Origin of the sequence: Streptomyces sp. SAI-170 (assembly GCF_049739565.1) — a bacterium.
Taxonomy (GTDB): domain Bacteria; phylum Actinomycetota; class Actinomycetes; order Streptomycetales; family Streptomycetaceae; genus Streptomyces.
Genome location: NZ_JBMGQD010000001.1, coordinates 2220420 through 2237410, shown reverse-complemented (window position 1 = coordinate 2237410; position 16991 = coordinate 2220420). Strand labels below are relative to the sequence as shown.

The window sequence follows — 16991 nt, the reverse complement described above, 5'->3', positions numbered from 1 at the left end:
GCGCGGCTCTAACCGACGAGCCGCAGCTTCTCGGAGCAGACCTGGAGGCTGACCGACTGCCCCCAGGTCAGCTCCAGCGCGTCGGACTCCATGCCGTCGCCGAAGGCGATGAGGCGCTCGGACTCGACCGTGACGCGGAGCCGGTGGGCCGCGGGGAGTTCCCCCGCCACCAGGGAGGTCCCGGTGGCGGGGGAGGGCCAGGCCTCGCGGACGAACCACACCAGGCGGTCCTCCGTGGGCGCGGGCAGGCGCATCCGCGCGCCCCGCTCCTGCCAGACCGACCGCAGCCAGCCGGTCGCGCCCGTGCCCGTCCCGACGAGCACCCCGGAGGACGCCTGGGCCTCGACGACACCCCCGTCGTCCTCCAGGCCCAGGCTGTAGCGGGCCGTCTGGTGACCGGCGGCTCCGAGGTAGATCTCGTTCAGGGCGACCAGCCGCTGGGTGTCGTCCGACACCGCCTCGACCATGGTCAGTTCCTCCACCGAAGCCGACGCGGTCGCGGTCAGCAGGGACGCCGTGTGCTCGGGGCGGTGGCGGACCAGGACGCCCGGGTTGCGGCCGGGGTCGGTGTCGACGCCGATGACCGGCTGGCCGGTGAGGTACTTGGCGACGTTCGCCACCAGTCCGTCCTGGCCGACGACGACCACCGTGTCCTCCGGCGCGAACAGGAACCGGTCCAGGTCGGCCCGCTCCACCCGCGCCTGCCGCCAGGCGAGCGGGATCGCCGCCGTCACCTGCGCCAGAGCCTGGTGCGTACGGCGGTGACGTGCGGCGACCTCCTCGATGTCCCGGCCTCGGGAGGCGAGGAAGAAGGCGGCCTGGCCGTGGGTGCCGTGCCGGGCGACGAGTTCCTCGTACTCGGTGGTGCGGTGGACCAGGACGGCCCGGGGCGCGAGGCTCATGCCCGCTCCTGGACGCCCAGCCTGGCCAGCAGGCCGGTGAGCACGTCGGGGGTGATGGTGACGCTGTCGATGTGCGGCAGGTTCTCGGCGAGCCGGCTGCCGGTGAGGGCGTGCAGGGTCGTCGTGCCGTCCACCCCGGCGTCCGCGTGCACCCGCAGCCAGGCCGCCTGCGCCTGGGCCCGGGCCTCGCCGACCTCGCGGGCCGCCTCGGCCTCGGCGCGGGCGAGTCGTACCGCGCGCTCCGCCTCGGCCGCGGCCAGCTTCCCGGACCGGGTGGCCTCCGCCTCGGCGAGCTTCACCGACCGCGCCGCCTCAGCGTCCGCCAGCTTCAGCGAGCGTTCCGCCTCCGCCTCGGCGAGTTTCACCGTGCGGGCCGCCTCGGCCCGGGCCCGTACGGCGTCCGCGGCCGCGTTCTCCTCCGCCTCGCGGCGGGCGTTGGTGCCGCGCTGGTCGACCAGCTGCTCCTCGCGGCGGGCCAGCTCGATCTTGCTGGCCAGCTCGTTCTCGGCGATGGTGCGCTCGCGTTCGACGGCCACGGCCCGGCGTTCGTAGGTCGCGCGGTCGGCCTCCTGCTGGATCTGCTCGCGGGCCGGGGTGCGCAGCGCCCGCTCGACCTCCGGTTCCGGGCGTACGGCCATGACGCGGACGGCCACGATCTCGATGCCGGTGGCCGGCAGGCGGGGCTCGGCGGCGAGACCGGCCGCGACCCGTTCGCGGACCGCGGCCACTCCGTCGACCAGGGCCGAGGACAGCGGCGTACGGGCCAGGACGTCCAGCGCGTGCTGCTGGGCCGTCTCCGTCAGCAGGGTGCCGAGCTGCTCCAGCGGGGTGCCCCGCCAGACCCCGGTCTCCGGGTCGATGGAGAAGTCCAGGCGCGCGGCGGCCAGCGCCGGGTCGGCGATCCGGAAGGTGACGGTGGCCTGGACGGCGACGTCCTGGAAGTCGGAGGTGCGGGCGTGGAAGGTCATCGCCAGTTCGCGGTCGTCGACCGGCACCTCGGACAGGGCCGCGGTCAGCGGCCGGAACCAGAAGCTCAGCCCCGGCCCGTCGTGCACCAGGCGCCCCGAACGGTGGTGGCGGATGTGCGACGTCGGCGCGCCCCGCAGATGGCGCATGCCGAGGCGCCGGGTGATGTCGGCCATGGAAGAGCCCCCTCGCTTGTTCTCGTCATCAAGACGATAAGCGGAGCGCGCGATTATCGTCAAGGGGACGAAAACGAGCATGAGCGGAAACGGGCGAGAAGGGGGTGAAGCCGGTCGCCGATGGTCAGGATGGAGGCATGGGATTCCAAGTCGACTCCGAGGCCGGGCGGCTGCGCCGCGTCATCCTGCACCGGCCGGATCTCGAGCTCAAAAGGCTCACCCCCAGCAACAAGGACGCCCTGCTCTTCGACGACGTGCTCTGGGTGCGCCGGGCGCGCGCCGAGCACGACGGGTTCGCCGACGTGCTGCGCGACCGCGGGGTCGCCGTGCACCTCTTCGGCGACCTGCTCACCGAGGCCCTGGAGATCCCGGCGGCCCGAGCGCTCGTCCTGGACCAGGTCTTCGACGAGAAGGAGTACGGGCCACTGGCCACCGGCCATCTGCGCGCCGCCTTCGAGGCGATGCCCGCCCGGGACCTGGCCGAGGCGCTGGTCGGCGGCATGACCAAGCGCGAGTTCCTGGAAGGGCACACCGAGCCCACCTCGGTCCGCTTCCATGTGATGGACCTCGACGACTTCCTGCTGCGCCCGCTGCCCAACCACCTCTTCACCCGCGACACCTCCGCCTGGATCTACGACGGCGTCTCCATCAACGCCATGCGCTGGCCCGCCCGGCAGCGCGAGACCGTGCACTTCGAGGCCATCTACCGGCACCACCCGCTCTTCCGCGACGAGCCGTTCCACATCTGGTCGGAGGGCCAGGCCGACTACCCGTCCACCATCGAGGGGGGTGACGTGCTGGTGATCGGCAACGGAGCCGTCCTGATCGGCATGAGCGAGCGCACCACCCCGCAGGCCGTCGAGATGCTCGCGCACAAGCTGTTCGCGGCCGGCTCGGCGCAGACGATCGTGGCGCTCGACATGCCCAAGCGGCGCGCCCTGATGCATCTCGACACCGTGATGACCATGGTCGACGGCGATGTCTTCACCCAGTACGCCGGCCTCGGCATGCTCCGCTCCTACACCATCGAACCGGGCGCCGGAGAGAAGGAGCTGAAGGTCACCGACCATCCGCCCGAGCACATGCACCGCGCGATCGCCGCCGCGCTCGGGCTGAGCGAGATCAGGGTCCTCACCGCCACCCAGGACGTGCACGCCGCCGAGCGTGAGCAGTGGGACGACGGCTGCAACGTCCTCGCCGTCGAGCCGGGCGTGGTCGTCGCCTACGAGCGCAACTCCACCACCAACACGCATCTGCGCAAGCAGGGCATCGAGGTCATCGAGATCCCGGGCAGCGAGCTGGGGCGGGGGAGGGGCGGGCCGCGCTGTATGAGCTGTCCCGTGGAGCGAGACGCCGTATAGAAATTCTGAGCTTCGTATAGAGTTACATCGTCCTTGTTCTCGTCCCCTACTGGAGCGCCCCCATGGCGACTGTCCCGACCGCCCTCGCCGGCCGCCACTTCCTCAAGGAGCTGGACCTCACCGCGCAGGAGTTCCGCGGTCTCGTCGAGCTGGCCGCGGAGCTGAAGGCGGCCAAGAAGGCCGGGACGGAACAGCGGCACCTCACCGGCAAGAACATCGCCCTGATCTTCGAGAAGACCTCGACGCGCACCCGCTGCGCGTTCGAGGTCGCCGCCGCCGACCAGGGCGCCTCCACCACCTACCTCGACCCGTCCGGCTCGCAGATCGGACACAAGGAGTCGGTGAAGGACACCGCCCGGGTCCTCGGCCGGATGTTCGACGGCATCGAGTACCGCGGCGACAGCCAGGCCAAGGTCGAGGAGCTGGCCGCCTACGCGGGCGTGCCCGTCTACAACGGCCTCACCGACGACTGGCACCCCACCCAGATGCTCGCCGACGTGCTCACCATGACCGAGCACAGCAGCAAGCCGCTCGACCGGATGGCCTTCGCCTACCTCGGTGACGCCCGCTTCAACATGGGCAACTCCTACCTGATCACCGGCGCCCTGCTCGGCATGGACGTACGGATCGTCGCGCCGAAGTCGTACTGGCCGGCCCAGGAGATCGTCGACCGGGCGCACGAGCTGGCCGCGTCCAGCGGTGCCCGGGTCACCCTCACCGAGTCCCTGGAGGAGGGCGTGCGCGGCGCGGACTTCGTCGCCACCGACGTCTGGGTGTCCATGGGCGAGCCCAAGGGCGTCTGGGAGGAGCGCATCGCCGCGCTCGCCCCGTACGCCGTGACGATGGACGTGCTGCGCGCCACCGGTAACCCCGACGTGAAGTTCCTGCACTGCCTGCCGGCCTTCCACGACCTGGGCACCAAGGTGGGCCAGGAGATCTTCGAGACCTACGGCCTGGACTCGCTGGAGGTCACCGACGAGGTCTTCGAGTCCGCCCACTCGATCGTCTTCGACGAGGCCGAGAACCGGCTGCACACCATCAAGGCCGTGCTCGTCGCCACGCTCGCCTGAGGCAACCTTCAAACCACAGCCTGATCAGGCCTTATGCTGTCCGGCGGCCCGGAGCCACCCCTTCCGCGGCCGTCGCGCGCCCCCACCCGGGCGCACCCCGTCCCCAGAAACGAGCACCACCCGCAATGCCCCGCATCAAATCCCCCGCCCTTCTGGTCGCCGAATCCGGTGCCGACCGCGAGGGCCACGGCCTGCGTCGCACGATGGGCCTGTTCCAGCTGATCTGCTTCGGCGTCGGCGCGATCGTCGGCACCGGCATCTTCGTCGGCCTGTCCGACTCGGTCGCCCAGGCCGGACCCGCGGTCGTCGTCTCCTTCGTCCTCGCCGCGATCACCTGCGTGTTCACCGCGTTCGCGTTCGCCGAGCTGGCCGGCGCGATCCCGGTCTCCGGCTCCTCGTACTCCTTCGCCTACGCCAGCCTCGGCGAGACCACCGCCTTCCTCATCGGCTGGTGCCTGCTGCTTGAGTACGGCATCTCCATCTCGGCCGTCGCGGTCGGCTGGAGCCAGTACGTCAACGAACTGCTCGACAGCGTCCTCGGCGTCCAGCTCCCCGCCGCGCTGTCCGCCGGACCCGGCGAGGGCGGCATCGCGAACCTCCCCGCCGTGCTGGTCATCGCCATGGCGTGCGTGCTGCTGGTGCGCGGCGTGCGCGAGAGCGCCCGGGCGACGGCCGCCATGGCCGTGCTGAAGCTCGCCATCCTGCTCGCGTTCTGCGCCATCGGCTACAGCGCCTTCAAGGACGGCAACCTCAGCCCCTTCACCCCGGCCGGCCTCGGCGGCATCGGCGCCGGCACCACCGCCGCCTTCTTCTCCTACATCGGCTTCGACGCGATCACCACCGCCGGCGAGGAGGCCAAGAACCCGCGCCGGGACGTGCCCATCGCGATCCTGGTCTGCATGGGCGTCGTCACCCTGCTGTACTGCGCCGTCGCGCTCGCCGCCATCGGGGCCGTCGGCGCCGACGAGGTCGGCGGCCGCCCCGCCGCGCTGTCGTACGTCGTCAACCAGGTCACCGGCTCCACGATCGGCGGCGGGATCGTCGCCTTCGGCGCGGTCGTCGCCATCGCCTCGGTGGTGCTCGCCGTGATGTACGGCCAGACCCGCATCCTGCTGTCCATGTCCCGCGACGGTCTCGTCCCGGCCGTCTTCGAGAAGGTCTCGCCGCGCACCGCCACGCCGGTCGCCGGCACGATGATCGTCGCGGTCGTCTTCGCGGTCCCGGCGGCCTTCGCCTCCCTGGACGCGGTGATGAACCTGTGCACCATCGGCACGCTGGCCATCATGGCCGTCGTCAACATCGCGGTGATCGCCCTGCGCCGCAGCGAGCCGGAGCTGCCGCGCACCTTCCGCGTGCCGCTGTTCCCGGTCGTCCCGCTGCTCGGCGTCGGCTTCTGCCTGTACCTGATGTACGAGACCGGCTGGCAGACCTGGATCCAGTTCGCGGTGTTCCTGGCGGTCGGCCTGCTGATCTACCTCGGCTACGGCCGCCGCAACTCGCGCCTGACGGCGCCGGTCACTCAGCCGGCCCAGGACGCCGCTGAGGCGGTACCGCAGGCAGTCTGAACCACACCGCCTTGCCTGACTCGGTGGGGCGGTGCCCGCAGGACGAGCTGAGGGCGCGGATCAGCAGCAGCCCGCGCCCGCCCTCCTGCCAGACGTCGGGCACCTCGTCCGCGGCGTGCGCGAGATCGCCGGGCGGCTCCGGGTCGGGGTCGTGCACCTCGACCTGGCAGCCGGTCGGCCCCAGCCGGACGACCAGCTCTATCGGAGCGGGTCCGGCGGTGTGCTCGACGGCGTTCGCCACCAGCTCCGCGGTCAGCAGCTCCGCGGTGTCGCAGTCCGCGCCGTGCTCCCCCTCCGTCAGCGCCGACCGGACCAGCGCACGCGCCACGGGCACGGCCGCGGTGGAGTGCGGCAGCGCGACGCGCCAGGAGGCGGGGGGTGCGGGGCGTTCGTGCAAGGTGAGTCCGTTCATGGCGCAGGGGGTCCCGACCGTGATCATCAGGCTGTCCTGCTTTCAACCTTAGGAATGGTACGGCGCCCCCGGCGCAGTCGCACGACGGGCGTCGCACGGGGCGTTCGGCCCCGCTGTCTGCGGCCTACCCCGGGCAACGCCCCGCCTCCCGCATCCACTCCCGCTGTTACGACGCTGTAGAGGACCCAGGGAGCCCCGGTGACATCTGTGACATCCGGGCACGAGCCAGCCTGTCGCGCTCTCGTGACGGCAGTCACGAATCGGTGATAACTTCAAGGGACAGAGCTCTGTGAGGCAGTGCCCGCCCGAGGAGGCCGCACGTCATGAGTCCCTTCACCGGCTCCGCCACCCGCACCGCCGACTGGCGCCATCTGCGCCTCGACCTCACCGACGGCGTCGCCACCGTCACCCTCGCCCGCCCGGCCAAGCTCAACGCGCTCACTTTCGGCGCCTACGCCGACCTGCGCGACCTGCTCGCCGAGCTGTCCCGGGAACGGGCCGTACGCGCCCTCGTCCTGGCCGGTGAGGGCCGCGGCTTCTGCTCCGGCGGCGACGTGGACGAGATCATCGGCGCGACCCTGTCGATGGACACCGCCCAGCTCCTGGACTTCAACCGGATGACGGGCCAGGTGGTCCGGGCCATCCGCGAGGCGCCCTTCCCGGTGATCGCTGCCGTCCACGGCGTGGCCGCGGGCGCGGGAGCGGTCCTCGCCCTGGCAGCGGACTTCCGGATCGCCGACCCCTCGGCCCGCTTCGCCTTCCTCTTCACCCGCGTCGGCCTCTCCGGCGGCGACATGGGCGCGGCATACCTCCTCCCAAGGGTGGTCGGCCTCGGCCACGCCACCCGCCTGCTGATGCTGGGCGACCAGGTGAGAGCCCCGGAGGCAGAACGCATCGGCCTCATCAGCGAACTCACGGAGGAGGGACAGGCGGACGCGGCAGCCGCCGCATTGGCCCGCCGCCTGGCCGAGGGCCCAGCCCTGGCGTACGCCCAGACGAAGGCCCTGCTGACGGCGGAGCTGGACATGCCGCTGGCGGCGGCCGTCGAGATGGACGCGTCCACCCAGGCCTTGCTGATGAACGGCGAGGACTATGCCGAGTTCCACGCGGCGTTCATGGAGAAGCGCCCTCCGAAGTGGAAGGGGCGTTGAGGGTGAGTAACTCAGGGGCGCGGGGAACTGCGCGAGGAACCACAACGCACCCGCAGCCGCCAACGACGACAAGCCACCCCCACCGGATCGCGATCATCGGAGGAGGCCCCGGCGGCCTCTACGCCGCAGCCCTGCTGAAACGCCTGGACCCCACCCGCGAGATCACCCTCTGGGAACGCAACGCCCCGGACGACACCTTCGGCTTCGGAGTGGTTCTGTCCGACGAGACGCTGGGCGGCATCGAGCACGCCGACCCCGTCGTCTACGAGGCGATGCAACGGCACTTCACCCGTTGGGACGACATCGACATAGTCCACCGCGGCACCCGCCACACCTCAGGAGGCCACGGCTTCGCGGCCCTCGGCCGTAAGCGCCTCCTGCAGATCCTCCACGAGAGGTGCGACGACCTCGGCGTCGACCTCCGCTTCCGCACCGAGGCCCCGCCCGGCCTCAAGGACACCCACGACCTCGTCATCGCCGCCGACGGAGTCAACAGCACCACCCGCCAGACCTACGCCGACACCTTCCGGCCCACCATCGACACCCACCGCTGCCGCTACATCTGGCTCGCCACCGACTTCCCGTTCGAAGCCTTCCGTTTCGAGATCGCGGAAACCGAACACGGCGTCATGCAACTCCACGGCTACCCCTACGCCGACGACGCCTCCACGGTCATCGTCGAGATGCGCGAAGAGGTCTGGCACGCGGCCGGATTCGACGAACAGGACACCGCCGAGTCGATCGACCGGTGCGCCAAGATCTTCGCGGAGGCGCTGGGCGGCAGGCCGCTGCACTCCAACAACTCCACCTGGACGACGTTCCGTACGGTCGCCAACAAGAAGTGGTCCCACGACAACCTCGTCCTGCTCGGGGACGCCGCCCACACGGCCCACTTCTCCATCGGCTCGGGCACCAAGCTGGCGGTCGAGGACGCCCTCGCCCTGGCGGCCTGCCTTCAGGAGCAGCCCGGCCTGCCGGAGGCCCTCGCGGCGTACGAGGAGGAACGCAAGCCGGTCGTGGCCTCCACGCAGCGCGCGGCCCGGGCCAGCCTGGAGTGGTTCGAGAACCTCGCCCTCCACCTCGACCAGCCGCCGCGGCAGTTCGCGTTCAACCTGCTCACCCGCAGCCGTCGCGTCACCCACGACAACCTCCGGCTGCGCGACGCCCACTTCACCGAGGCCGTGGAGCGGGAGTTCGGCTGCCCGCCGGGCACGCCCCCGATGTTCACCCCGTTCCGGCTGCGCGGGCTGACCCTGCGCAACCGGGTCGTCGTCTCGCCGATGGACATGTACTCGGCCGAGGACGGCGTACCCGGCGACTTCCACCTCGTGCACCTCGGCGCGCGGGCGCTCGGCGGGGCCGGGCTGGTGATGACCGAGATGGTGTGCGTGAGCGAGGAGGGCCGGATCACTCCGGGCTGTGCCGGCCTGTACAACGGCAGGCAGGGGGAGGCGTGGAAGCGGATCGTCGACTTCGTGCACACGCAGGCGCCCGGCACGGCGATCGGCATCCAGCTCGGCCACTCCGGCCGCAAGGGCTCGACGCAGCGGATGTGGGAGGGTCTGGACGAGCCGCTGCCCGAGGGCAACTGGCCGCTGGTGGCCGCGTCCCCGCTGCCGTACAAGCCGGGGAGCCAGACCCCGCGCCAGCTCTCCCGGGCCCAACTGACCGATGTGCGCGAGCAGTTCACGGCCGCCGCCTGGCGGGCCGCCCGCGCCGGGTTCGATCTGCTCGAACTGCACTGCGCGCACGGCTATCTGCTCTCCGGCTTCCTCTCCCCGCTGACCAACCTGCGCACCGACGCCTACGGTGGTTCCCCGGAGCGGCGTCTGCGCTTCCCGCTGGAGGTCTTCGACGCGGTACGCCGGGTGTGGCCGGAGGAGAAGCCGCTGACCGTGCGGATCTCGGCCACCGACTGGGCGGAGGGCGGCAACACCGCCGAGGACGCCGTGCGGATCGCGCGGGCGTTCGCGGCGCACGGCGCCGACGCGATCGACGTGTCGACCGGGCAGGTGGTGGCCGAGGAGCGGCCGGAGTTCGGGCGGTCGTACCAGACGCCGTTCGCCGACCGCATCCGGTCCGAGGCGCGCGTCCCGGTGATCGCGGTCGGCGCGATCTCCTCCTGGGACGACGTCAACTCCCTGATCCTCGCGGGCCGTACGGATCTGTGCGCGCTGGCCCGGCCGCATCTGTACGACCCGCACTGGACGCTGCACGCGGCCGCCGAGCAGGGCTACGACGGACCGGGCGTGGTCTGGCCCGACCCGTACAAGGCGGGCAGCCGGCGGCCCAACACCGGCCGCACGGACGCCCCGAAGCCGCGCCTCAGCCTCTGACGCCGGCGAACTCGGCGCCTGCGTCCCGCAGCCGCTCGTGCAGGCCGCGGAACACGGCCGCGGAGCGGGCGCCCGGCCAGCCGGCGGGCAGCAGGTGCGCGGGCAGGCCGGGGTCGGTGTACGGCAGATGGCGCCAGGAGTCCAGCGCGAGGAGGTAGTCGCGGTACGCCTCCTCGGGCGGGGTGTCCGCGCGCCGCTCCCAGGCGTCGAGCACGCGCGCGTGCCGGTCGAGGAACGCCTCGTGCTCCTTGGCGATCGCCGCCAGGTCCCACCAGCGGGCGACGGCCTCGGCGGTCGCCGCGAAGCCGAGGTGCTCACCGCGGAAGAAGTCGACGTACGGGTCCAGGCGCAGCCGCTCCAAGGTGTGCCGGGCCTCCTCGTACAGCCGGGCCGGGGCGATCCACACGCCGGGTGTGGCCGTGCCGAAGCCGAGCCCGGCCAGCCGGGAGCGCAGCACATGCCGTTTCTGCCGCTCCGACTCCGGCACCGAGAACACGGCCAGGACCCAGCCCTCGTCCTCGGGCGGCGCGGTGGAGTACACCCGGCGGTCGCCGTCCTGCAGCAACTGGCGGGCGTCGGGGGAGAGTTCGTAGCCCGCCGCGCCCTCGGCCGTGCGGGCCGGCACCAGCAGGCCGCGGCGTTTGAGACGGGACACCGACGACCGCACGGAGGGCGCGTCCACGCCCACCGCGGCGAGCAGCCGGATCAGCTCGGCGACGGGCACGGGGCCCGGGAAGAGGCGGCCGTACGCGCCGTAGAACGTGACGATCAAAGACCGCGGAGCATGCTGGTCGGACACGTTGATCATCTTAGGTCGTCGGCATCACTGCTGGTCACCCTCGGTGCGAAGCCGGAAGCGCTGGAGTTTGCCGGTGGCCGTGCGCGGCAGGGCGTCCAGGAACACGATCTCGCGCGGGCACTTGTACGGCGCCAGCTCCTCCTTGACGAAGCCGCGCAGGGCGTCCGGGTCCCGCATCGCGCCCTCGCGCAGGACGGCGAAGGCGACGACGACCTGGCCGCGGGCCTCGTCGGGTCGGCCCACCACCGCCGCCTCGACCACGTCCGGATGACGCAGCAGCGCGTCCTCGACCTCCGGGCCCGCGATGTTGTACCCGGCCGAGATGATCATGTCGTCGGCGCGGGCGACATAGCGGAACCAGCCGTCGGGTTCGCGGACGTAGGTGTCCCCGGTGACGTTCCAGCCGCCTCTGACGTAGACGCTCTGGCGGGGGTCGGCGAGATAGCGGCAGCCGACCGGGCCGCGTACGGCGAGCAGTCCGGGTTCGCCGTCGGGCACGGGGTCGCCGTTCTCGTCCTGCACGCGCGCGTGCCAGCCCGGCACGGGGACGCCGGTGCGACCCGGGCGGGCGGCGTCGTCGGCGCCGGAGATGAAGATGTGCAGCAGCTCGGTCGCACCGATGCCGTTGATGATCCTCAGGCCGGTCCGCTCGTGCCAGGCGTGCCAGGTGGCCTCCGGGAGGTTCTCCCCGGCCGAGACACAGCGGCGCAGCGAGCCCAGGTCCTGGCCGTCGGCCTCGGCGAGCATGGCCCGGTAGGCGGTCGGCGCGGTGAACAGCACCGAGACGCGGTGCTCGGCGATCGCGGGCAGCAGCTGGCGGGGGCCGGACTGCTCCAGGAGCAGGGCGGAGGCGCCGGCGCGCAGCGGGAAGACGACGAGACCGCCGAGGCCGAAGGTGAAGCCGAGCGGGGGGCTGCCCGCGAAGACATCGTCCTGATGTGGCTGCACCACATGCCGGGAGAAGGTGTCGGCGATCGCCAGCACATCCCGGTGGAAGTGGACACACCCTTTCGGGCGACCCGTGGTGCCCGAGGTGAACGCGATCAGCGCCACGTCGTCGGCCGCGGTGTCCACGGCCCGGTACGGCGTGTCCGGAGCGGGCCTGCGCAGCAGGTCGTCCGGGCCGTCACCGCCGTACGTCGTGATGCGCAGCCCCGGAATCTCCGCCTTGACGAGGTCGTCGACGGAGCGGATGTCGCACAGGGCGTGCTCCACCCGGGCGATCTCGCCCATGGTGCGCAGCTCGTGCGGGCGCTGCTGGGCGAGGACCGTGACGGCGATGGCGCCGGCCTTCAGCACCGCCAGCCAGCAGGCCGCCAGCGACGGTGTGGTCGGGCCGCGCAGCAGCACCCGGTTGCCGGGCACCACCCCCAGCTCACCGGTGAGGACGTGCGCGATCCGGTCGACCCGGGCGCGCAGCTCGCCGTACGTCCAGGTCGTGTCCGGGGTGTGGAACACCGGGCGTTCGCCGGGCGGGCCGTGGAGCAGTTCGGCCGCGCAGTTCAGCCGGTCGGGGTAGTGCAGCTCCGGCAGGTCGAAGCGGAGTTCGGGCCACTGCTCACGCGGCGGGAGGTGGTCGCGCGCGAAGGTGTCGACATGGGCCGTCTGATGCATGGCGCCCCCTAGGTGTGGTGGGCTCGCGCTAGGAGCGTATCGCCTTGGTGACGGCAGTCAAGGGAGCGCGATATGGTCGGGGCAGGCCTGGCAGAGGGGACCGGCGATGACGGCATTCTCACTCGAACCGGCACAAACCGCCTGGTGTGCGAAGCTGCGCGCCCTGGGGGAAGAACGACTGCGCCCGCTCGCGGAGAAAGGCGAGGAGGGGCACGTCAACCGCCCGCTCGTCGCCGAGCTCGGCCGGCTCGGGCTGCTGGAGCGCCTGTTCACCTCCGGCGCCCTGGACCTGTGCCTGATGCGCGAGTCCCTCGCCTACGCCTGCACCGAGGCGGAGACCGCGCTCGCCCTCCAGGGTCTGGGCGCCCACCCGGTGCACGCCCATGGCACACCGGCCCAGCGCGAGCGCTGGCTGCCGAAGGTCGCCGACGGCTCCGCGGTGGCCGCCTTCGCGCTGACCGAGCCCGGCGCCGGCTCCGACGCGGCCGCGCTGTCTCTGGCGGCCGAACCCGACGGCCCCGGCCGATGGCGGCTCACCGGCGACAAACGCTGGATCTCCAACGCCCCCGAGGCCGACTTCTACACCGTCTTCGCCCGCACCGCGCCCGGCCCGCACGGCGTCACCGCCTTCCTGGTCCCCGCCGACCGCCCCGGCCTGACCGGCACCGGCCTGGAGATGCTCTCCCCGCACCCCATCGGGGCCCTCGCCTTCGACGCCGTACCGGTCACCGCCGACGACGTCCTCGGCGAGGAGGGCCACGGGCTGCGCGTCGCCCTCGGCACCCTCACCCTCTTCCGGCCCAGCGTCGGCGCCTTCGCGGTCGGCATGGCCCAGGCCGCGCTCGACGCGAGCCTCGCCCACACCGCCGAACGGGAGGCCTTCGGCGGGCCGTTGAGCGACCTCCAGACCGTCGCCCACCAGGTCGCCGAGATGGCGCTGCGCACCGAGGCGGCCCGGCTGATGGTGTACGCGGCGGCCTCGGCGTACGACCGGGGCGACCCGGACGTCCCGCGGCGCGCGGCGATGGCGAAGCTGCTCGCCACCGAGGCCGCGCAGTACGTCGTCGACGCCGCGGTCCAGTTGCACGGGGCCCGCGCCCTGCGCCGCGGCCATCTGCTGGAGCACCTCTACCGCGAGGTGCGCGCCCCGCGGATCTACGAGGGGGCCAGCGAGGTGCAGCGCGGGATCATCGCCAAGGAGACGTACCGGACGAGCACGAGGGGGCCCGTCGTATGACCGCCGAACGCGTCAACCCGCCCGAGCTGTCCCCGCCCGCCGGCTTCTCGCACGCCGTCGTCGCCACCGGGTCCCGGGTGGTGTTCCTCGCCGGGCAGACGGCCCTGGACGGCGACGGCAAGGTGACCGGGCGGACGCTGCCGGAACAGTTCGAAAAGGCGCTGCGCAACCTGCTCACCGCGCTCGCCGCGGCCGGCGGCACCCCGGCCGACCTGGCCCGGGTGACCGTCTACGCCACGGACGTCGCCGAGTACCGCGAGTGCGCGGCCGAACTGGGCCGCGTCTGGCGGCGGTTGGCCGGGCGGGAGTACCCGGCGATGGCCGTGGTGCAGGTCGTACGGCTGTGGGACGAGGCGGCGCGGGTGGAGCTGGACGGGTTCGCCGTACTGCCGTAGCGGCCGAGAGGCCGGATCAACACGCCGTCGAAGGGGTGAAGGTCACCGCGCGCGGCCCGGCGGCCCGGTACCTGTGGAATCCCCCCATACCAGGAGGTTTCCCCCATGACGTACCGTTCCTTCCTCGGCGTGGCCGCCGGTGCCGCGCTGCTGCTGCTCGGCGTGCCCGCCGGGTCCGCCACCGCCGACCCCTACGAGTCGGTCACCGTCGACACGACCGGCCGGATCGCGCCCGACGGCACGGTCACCCTCGCCGGCACCTACCGCTGCTCCGGCGCCGGCGGGCCGGTGTTCGTCAGCTCCTCCGTCGGCCAGAGCCAGCCGTCGGTCCGGTACGGCATCGGCGGCACCCAGGCCGTGTGCGACGGGCTCGAACACCGCTGGTCGAACTCCGGCCGCCCGCAGCCCGGCGCCCTGAAGCCCGGCGCCGCCCGGGTCGAGGCCACGCTGATGGAGCTGAGCCCCCAGAACGGCCTGCTGCTGATGCCCCGTTTCCACGCGGCTCAGCAGCAGGAGATCCTCCTCGTCGAGGGCTGAACGGTACGCGGCGCGGCCGTCGTTCAGGCGGCCGCCGCCTCGGCCGCGGGCAGCCGCTCCAGACCCCGCGCGAACCTGCGCAGCAGGAGCACGGCCGTCGTCGCCAGGCCCGTCAGCAGACCCAGCCACACCCCGAGGGTGTCCAGGCCCGCGGCGAAGCCCAGCAGGGCCGCCGCCGGAAGGCCGACGAGCCAGTAGCCGACCAGGGTGACCCGGAAGCCGCCCTTGGTGTCGTCCAGGCCGCGCAGCAGACCCACACCGATGTTCTGCGCGCAGTCGAAGAACTGCATCACCGCGGCCACCAGCAGCAACTGCACCGCGATGTCGGTCGCCTTGTCGTCCCCGGTGTCGAAGAACGGCGCAAGCACCAGTTGCGGCACGCTCGCGTAGACCAGTGCGACCACGGCCATCACCGCCGCCGCGCAGGCCAGCGCGGTCTGCTGAAGGCGCCGCGCGGCCGCCGTGTTGCCGAGCGCGAGCTCCCGGCTGACGCCCAGGGACGCGGCGTGGGACAGCCCGACCGCGATCTGGAACACGATGTAGATGAGCTGGTTGACGGCCGTGTGCGCGGCCAGCGCCGCCGTGCCGAAGCTGCCGATCAGCAGGGCCACGACCGAGAAGAACCCGGCCTCCGAGCCGTAGGTCGCGGCGATCGGCGTACCGAGGCCGGTCAGCCGGCGCAGCGTGGCCGGACGCGTCTTCCACACGCTCAAGGACAGCAGCGGCGCGAGCCGCTCGTCACGGCGGGCGGAGACGTACAGCGCGAGGAACGACAGCGCGTACACCGACGACGTGGCCAGGCCGATGCCCGGCAGGCCCAGGTCCGGGAAGAACCAGGTGCCGTGGATGAACACCCAGTTCAGGCCCGCGTTGACGGCGATCGAGGCGATGGTGATGCGCAGCAGGGCCTGCGGGCGGCGCATGCCGACGGTGAACTGCCGTATCGCCTGGAACCACAGACACGGCAGCAGACCCGGCGCCATCGCGTAGAGCACCGGCTGGGCCGCGTCGACCACGTCCGGGTCCTGGCCGAGCCAGCGCACGGCGTGCCCGACGAGCACCATCAGCACCGCGCCGGCCGCGCCCGCGAGGGTGGCCAGCAGCAGGCTCGCGCGCACGAGGTCGCGCAGTTCCTCACGGGCCTCGGCCGCGCCCTCGGAGGACTCGGCGCGCGCGTCGGCGGCGGCGACCTGGTTGCCGACCGCGGTCACCAGGCCGACGCCCATCGTGCGCAGCTGGTTGAAGATCACCATCGCCAGACCGCCCGCCGCGAGGGCCTCGGTGCCGATGAGGCCCATCATGACGGTGTCGGTGGTGGTGAGCGCGACCTGCGCGAGCTGGGTGAGGGCCAGCGGCACGGCGAGCGTGGCCAGGGCGCGGCTGTCGGTGAGCAGACGGGTGAGAGCGGGCGGCATCAGTTCATTTCCTGCGCGTGGTCCTGCGGGCTGCGCCGGTGCTTGGCGAGGAGCGCCTCGACCTCGCGCTCGACGTCGGGATCGAGCAGATCGCGCGCCGTCATCCAGTCGTCGTCGAACACCGTGTCCATGTACTTCTCTCCGCCGTCGTTGACCAGCGCGACCATAGTCGTTCCCGGCGGCAGGGCCGACAGCCGGGTCAGGGCCTCGTAGACGACGCCGCCCGCCGAGCCGCCGATCAGCAGCCCGGTGCACCGGGCGACGGCCCGGGCGGTGGCGAACGCCTCGACGTCGCCGACCTTCACGCCCTCGTCGAGCAGGTCGTAGTCGACCATCGTGCCGATGGTGGCGCCCTCGGGGGTGCCGGTGCCGGACTGGTAGTAGTCGTGGGCGGGCGGGCCGAAGGCGATGGACCCCTTCGGCTCCACACCGACGATCCGCACGTCCGGCACGGTCCGGCGCAGCGGGCCCGCGGTCCCGAACAGCCCGCCGCCGGTTCCGACGGCCCCGATCAGGAGGTCGATGCGACCGTCCAGCGCGGCGTACAGCTCGTCGGCCACGGGGTGGTAACCGACGCCGTTCGCCGGGTTGTTGTGCTGCTCGGTGAAGTACGCGCCGGGCGTCTCGGCGGCCAGCTTCTGGGCGAACTCCTCGCGGGCGGCGGTGTTCAGCTCCTCGTCGCCGTCGTCGGCGACATAGATCAGCTCGGCGCCGAGCGCCTTCATCGCGCGCAGCTTGTCGGCGGCGGCGTGATGGTCGACGACGGCGGTGAAGGTGTACCCGCGCTCGGCGGCGACGACCGCGAGGCCGAGGCCGGTGTTCCCGGAGGTCGACTCCACGATCCGGCCGCCCGGCTTCAGCAGACCGCGCTCCTCGGCGTCGATCACCATCTGCCGGGCCATCCGGATCTTCGCGGTGCCGGTCGGGTTGAACTGCTCCAGCTTCAGCAGCAGCCGTACGTCGTCCTCGGTGCGGCACAGCTCGAACAGCGGTGTGGCGCCGATCAGTTCGGAGACCCGGCGCACGACGGCCGGGCGGTGCAGGGGGTGGTTCAT

At 72.4% G+C, this 16991-nt stretch carries 15 protein-coding genes; 8 read left to right on the top strand and 7 right to left on the bottom strand.

Features of this window, described 5'->3' with window-relative positions:
- Nucleotides 1–8: 8 nt before the first annotated feature.
- Together RKD23_RS09900 and RKD23_RS09895 are read right to left on the bottom strand one after the other, a co-directional pair.
- Complete coding sequence (locus RKD23_RS09900) at nt 9–902, bottom strand: hypothetical protein (protein WP_424853355.1); 894 nt, start codon at nt 900–902, stop codon at nt 9–11.
- Nucleotides 899–2044 (bottom strand): SPFH domain-containing protein, encoded by a 1146-nt coding sequence (locus tag RKD23_RS09895; RefSeq protein WP_424853354.1) that lies wholly within the window; start codon nt 2042–2044, stop codon nt 899–901. The genes RKD23_RS09900 and RKD23_RS09895 overlap by 4 nt, the downstream gene beginning before the upstream one ends.
- A 137-nt stretch (nt 2045–2181) precedes the next feature.
- Here RKD23_RS09895 and RKD23_RS09890 point away from each other — a divergent pair, with 137 nt between their 5' ends.
- The 3 genes from RKD23_RS09890 to RKD23_RS09880 all read left to right on the top strand — a co-directional run bounded on the left by RKD23_RS09890 (nt 2182) and on the right by RKD23_RS09880 (nt 6040).
- Nucleotides 2182–3405: an arginine deiminase gene (locus RKD23_RS09890; RefSeq protein WP_404033338.1), complete on the top strand. Its 1224-nt coding sequence runs from the start codon at nt 2182–2184 to the stop codon at nt 3403–3405.
- Nucleotides 3406–3467: 62 nt separating this feature from the next.
- Nucleotides 3468–4475: an ornithine carbamoyltransferase gene (gene argF / locus RKD23_RS09885; RefSeq protein ID WP_424853353.1), complete on the top strand. Its 1008-nt coding sequence runs from the start codon at nt 3468–3470 to the stop codon at nt 4473–4475.
- Between the two features lie 125 nt (nt 4476–4600).
- Entirely contained in the window at nt 4601–6040 is a 1440-nt protein-coding gene (locus RKD23_RS09880) for an amino acid permease (protein ID WP_424853352.1), read from the top strand.
- Here RKD23_RS09880 and RKD23_RS09875 read toward each other — a convergent pair.
- A complete protein-coding gene (locus RKD23_RS09875; RefSeq protein WP_424853351.1) occupies nt 5991–6452 on the bottom strand; it encodes an ATP-binding protein in 462 nt (153 codons plus the stop codon). The genes RKD23_RS09880 and RKD23_RS09875 overlap by 50 nt on opposite strands.
- Before the next feature lie 323 nt (nt 6453–6775).
- On the opposite strand from RKD23_RS09875, the gene RKD23_RS09870 reads away from it, so the two are divergent.
- Both RKD23_RS09870 and RKD23_RS09865 read left to right on the top strand, forming a co-directional pair.
- The gene (locus tag RKD23_RS09870; protein ID WP_424853350.1) at nt 6776–7603 is read left to right on the top strand and encodes an enoyl-CoA hydratase family protein; all 828 of its coding nucleotides are present in this window, start codon (nt 6776–6778) and stop codon (nt 7601–7603) included.
- Nucleotides 7604–7605: 2 nt separating this feature from the next.
- A complete protein-coding gene (locus RKD23_RS09865) occupies nt 7606–9939 on the top strand; it encodes a bifunctional salicylyl-CoA 5-hydroxylase/oxidoreductase (RefSeq protein ID WP_424853349.1) in 2334 nt (777 codons plus the stop codon).
- On the opposite strand, the gene RKD23_RS09860 is transcribed toward RKD23_RS09865, so the two are convergent.
- Both RKD23_RS09860 and RKD23_RS09855 read right to left on the bottom strand, forming a co-directional pair.
- Nucleotides 9929–10747, bottom strand: a complete 819-nt coding sequence (locus RKD23_RS09860; RefSeq protein ID WP_424853348.1) for a PaaX family transcriptional regulator C-terminal domain-containing protein — start codon at nt 10745–10747, stop codon at nt 9929–9931. The two genes, RKD23_RS09865 and RKD23_RS09860, sit on opposite strands and share 11 nt — an antisense overlap.
- A gap of 15 nt (nt 10748–10762) precedes the next feature.
- Complete coding sequence (locus RKD23_RS09855; protein ID WP_424853347.1) at nt 10763–12352, bottom strand: AMP-binding protein; 1590 nt, start codon at nt 12350–12352, stop codon at nt 10763–10765.
- A gap of 106 nt (nt 12353–12458) precedes the next feature.
- Here RKD23_RS09855 and RKD23_RS09850 point away from each other — a divergent pair, with 106 nt between their 5' ends.
- The 3 genes from RKD23_RS09850 to RKD23_RS09840 all read left to right on the top strand — a co-directional run bounded on the left by RKD23_RS09850 (nt 12459) and on the right by RKD23_RS09840 (nt 14521).
- Complete coding sequence (locus tag RKD23_RS09850) at nt 12459–13589, top strand: acyl-CoA dehydrogenase family protein (protein ID WP_424853346.1); 1131 nt, start codon at nt 12459–12461, stop codon at nt 13587–13589.
- Nucleotides 13586–13984, top strand: coding sequence for a RidA family protein (locus tag RKD23_RS09845; RefSeq protein WP_424853345.1), 399 nt, complete (start codon nt 13586–13588; stop codon nt 13982–13984). Before RKD23_RS09850 ends, RKD23_RS09845 begins: the two co-directional genes overlap by 4 nt.
- 105 nt (nt 13985–14089) lie before the next feature.
- Entirely contained in the window at nt 14090–14521 is a 432-nt protein-coding gene (locus RKD23_RS09840; RefSeq protein WP_424853344.1) for a DUF6299 family protein, read from the top strand.
- 23 nt (nt 14522–14544) lie between these two features.
- Here the strand turns inward: RKD23_RS09840 and RKD23_RS09835 are convergent, their stop codons facing one another.
- Nucleotides 14545–15936, bottom strand: a complete 1392-nt coding sequence (locus RKD23_RS09835; RefSeq protein WP_424853343.1) for an MATE family efflux transporter — start codon at nt 15934–15936, stop codon at nt 14545–14547.
- On the bottom strand, nt 15936–16991 hold the full coding sequence (locus tag RKD23_RS09830) for a cysteine synthase family protein (RefSeq protein ID WP_424853342.1): 1056 nt from the start codon (nt 16989–16991) through the stop codon (nt 15936–15938). Before RKD23_RS09830 ends, RKD23_RS09835 begins: the two co-directional genes overlap by 1 nt.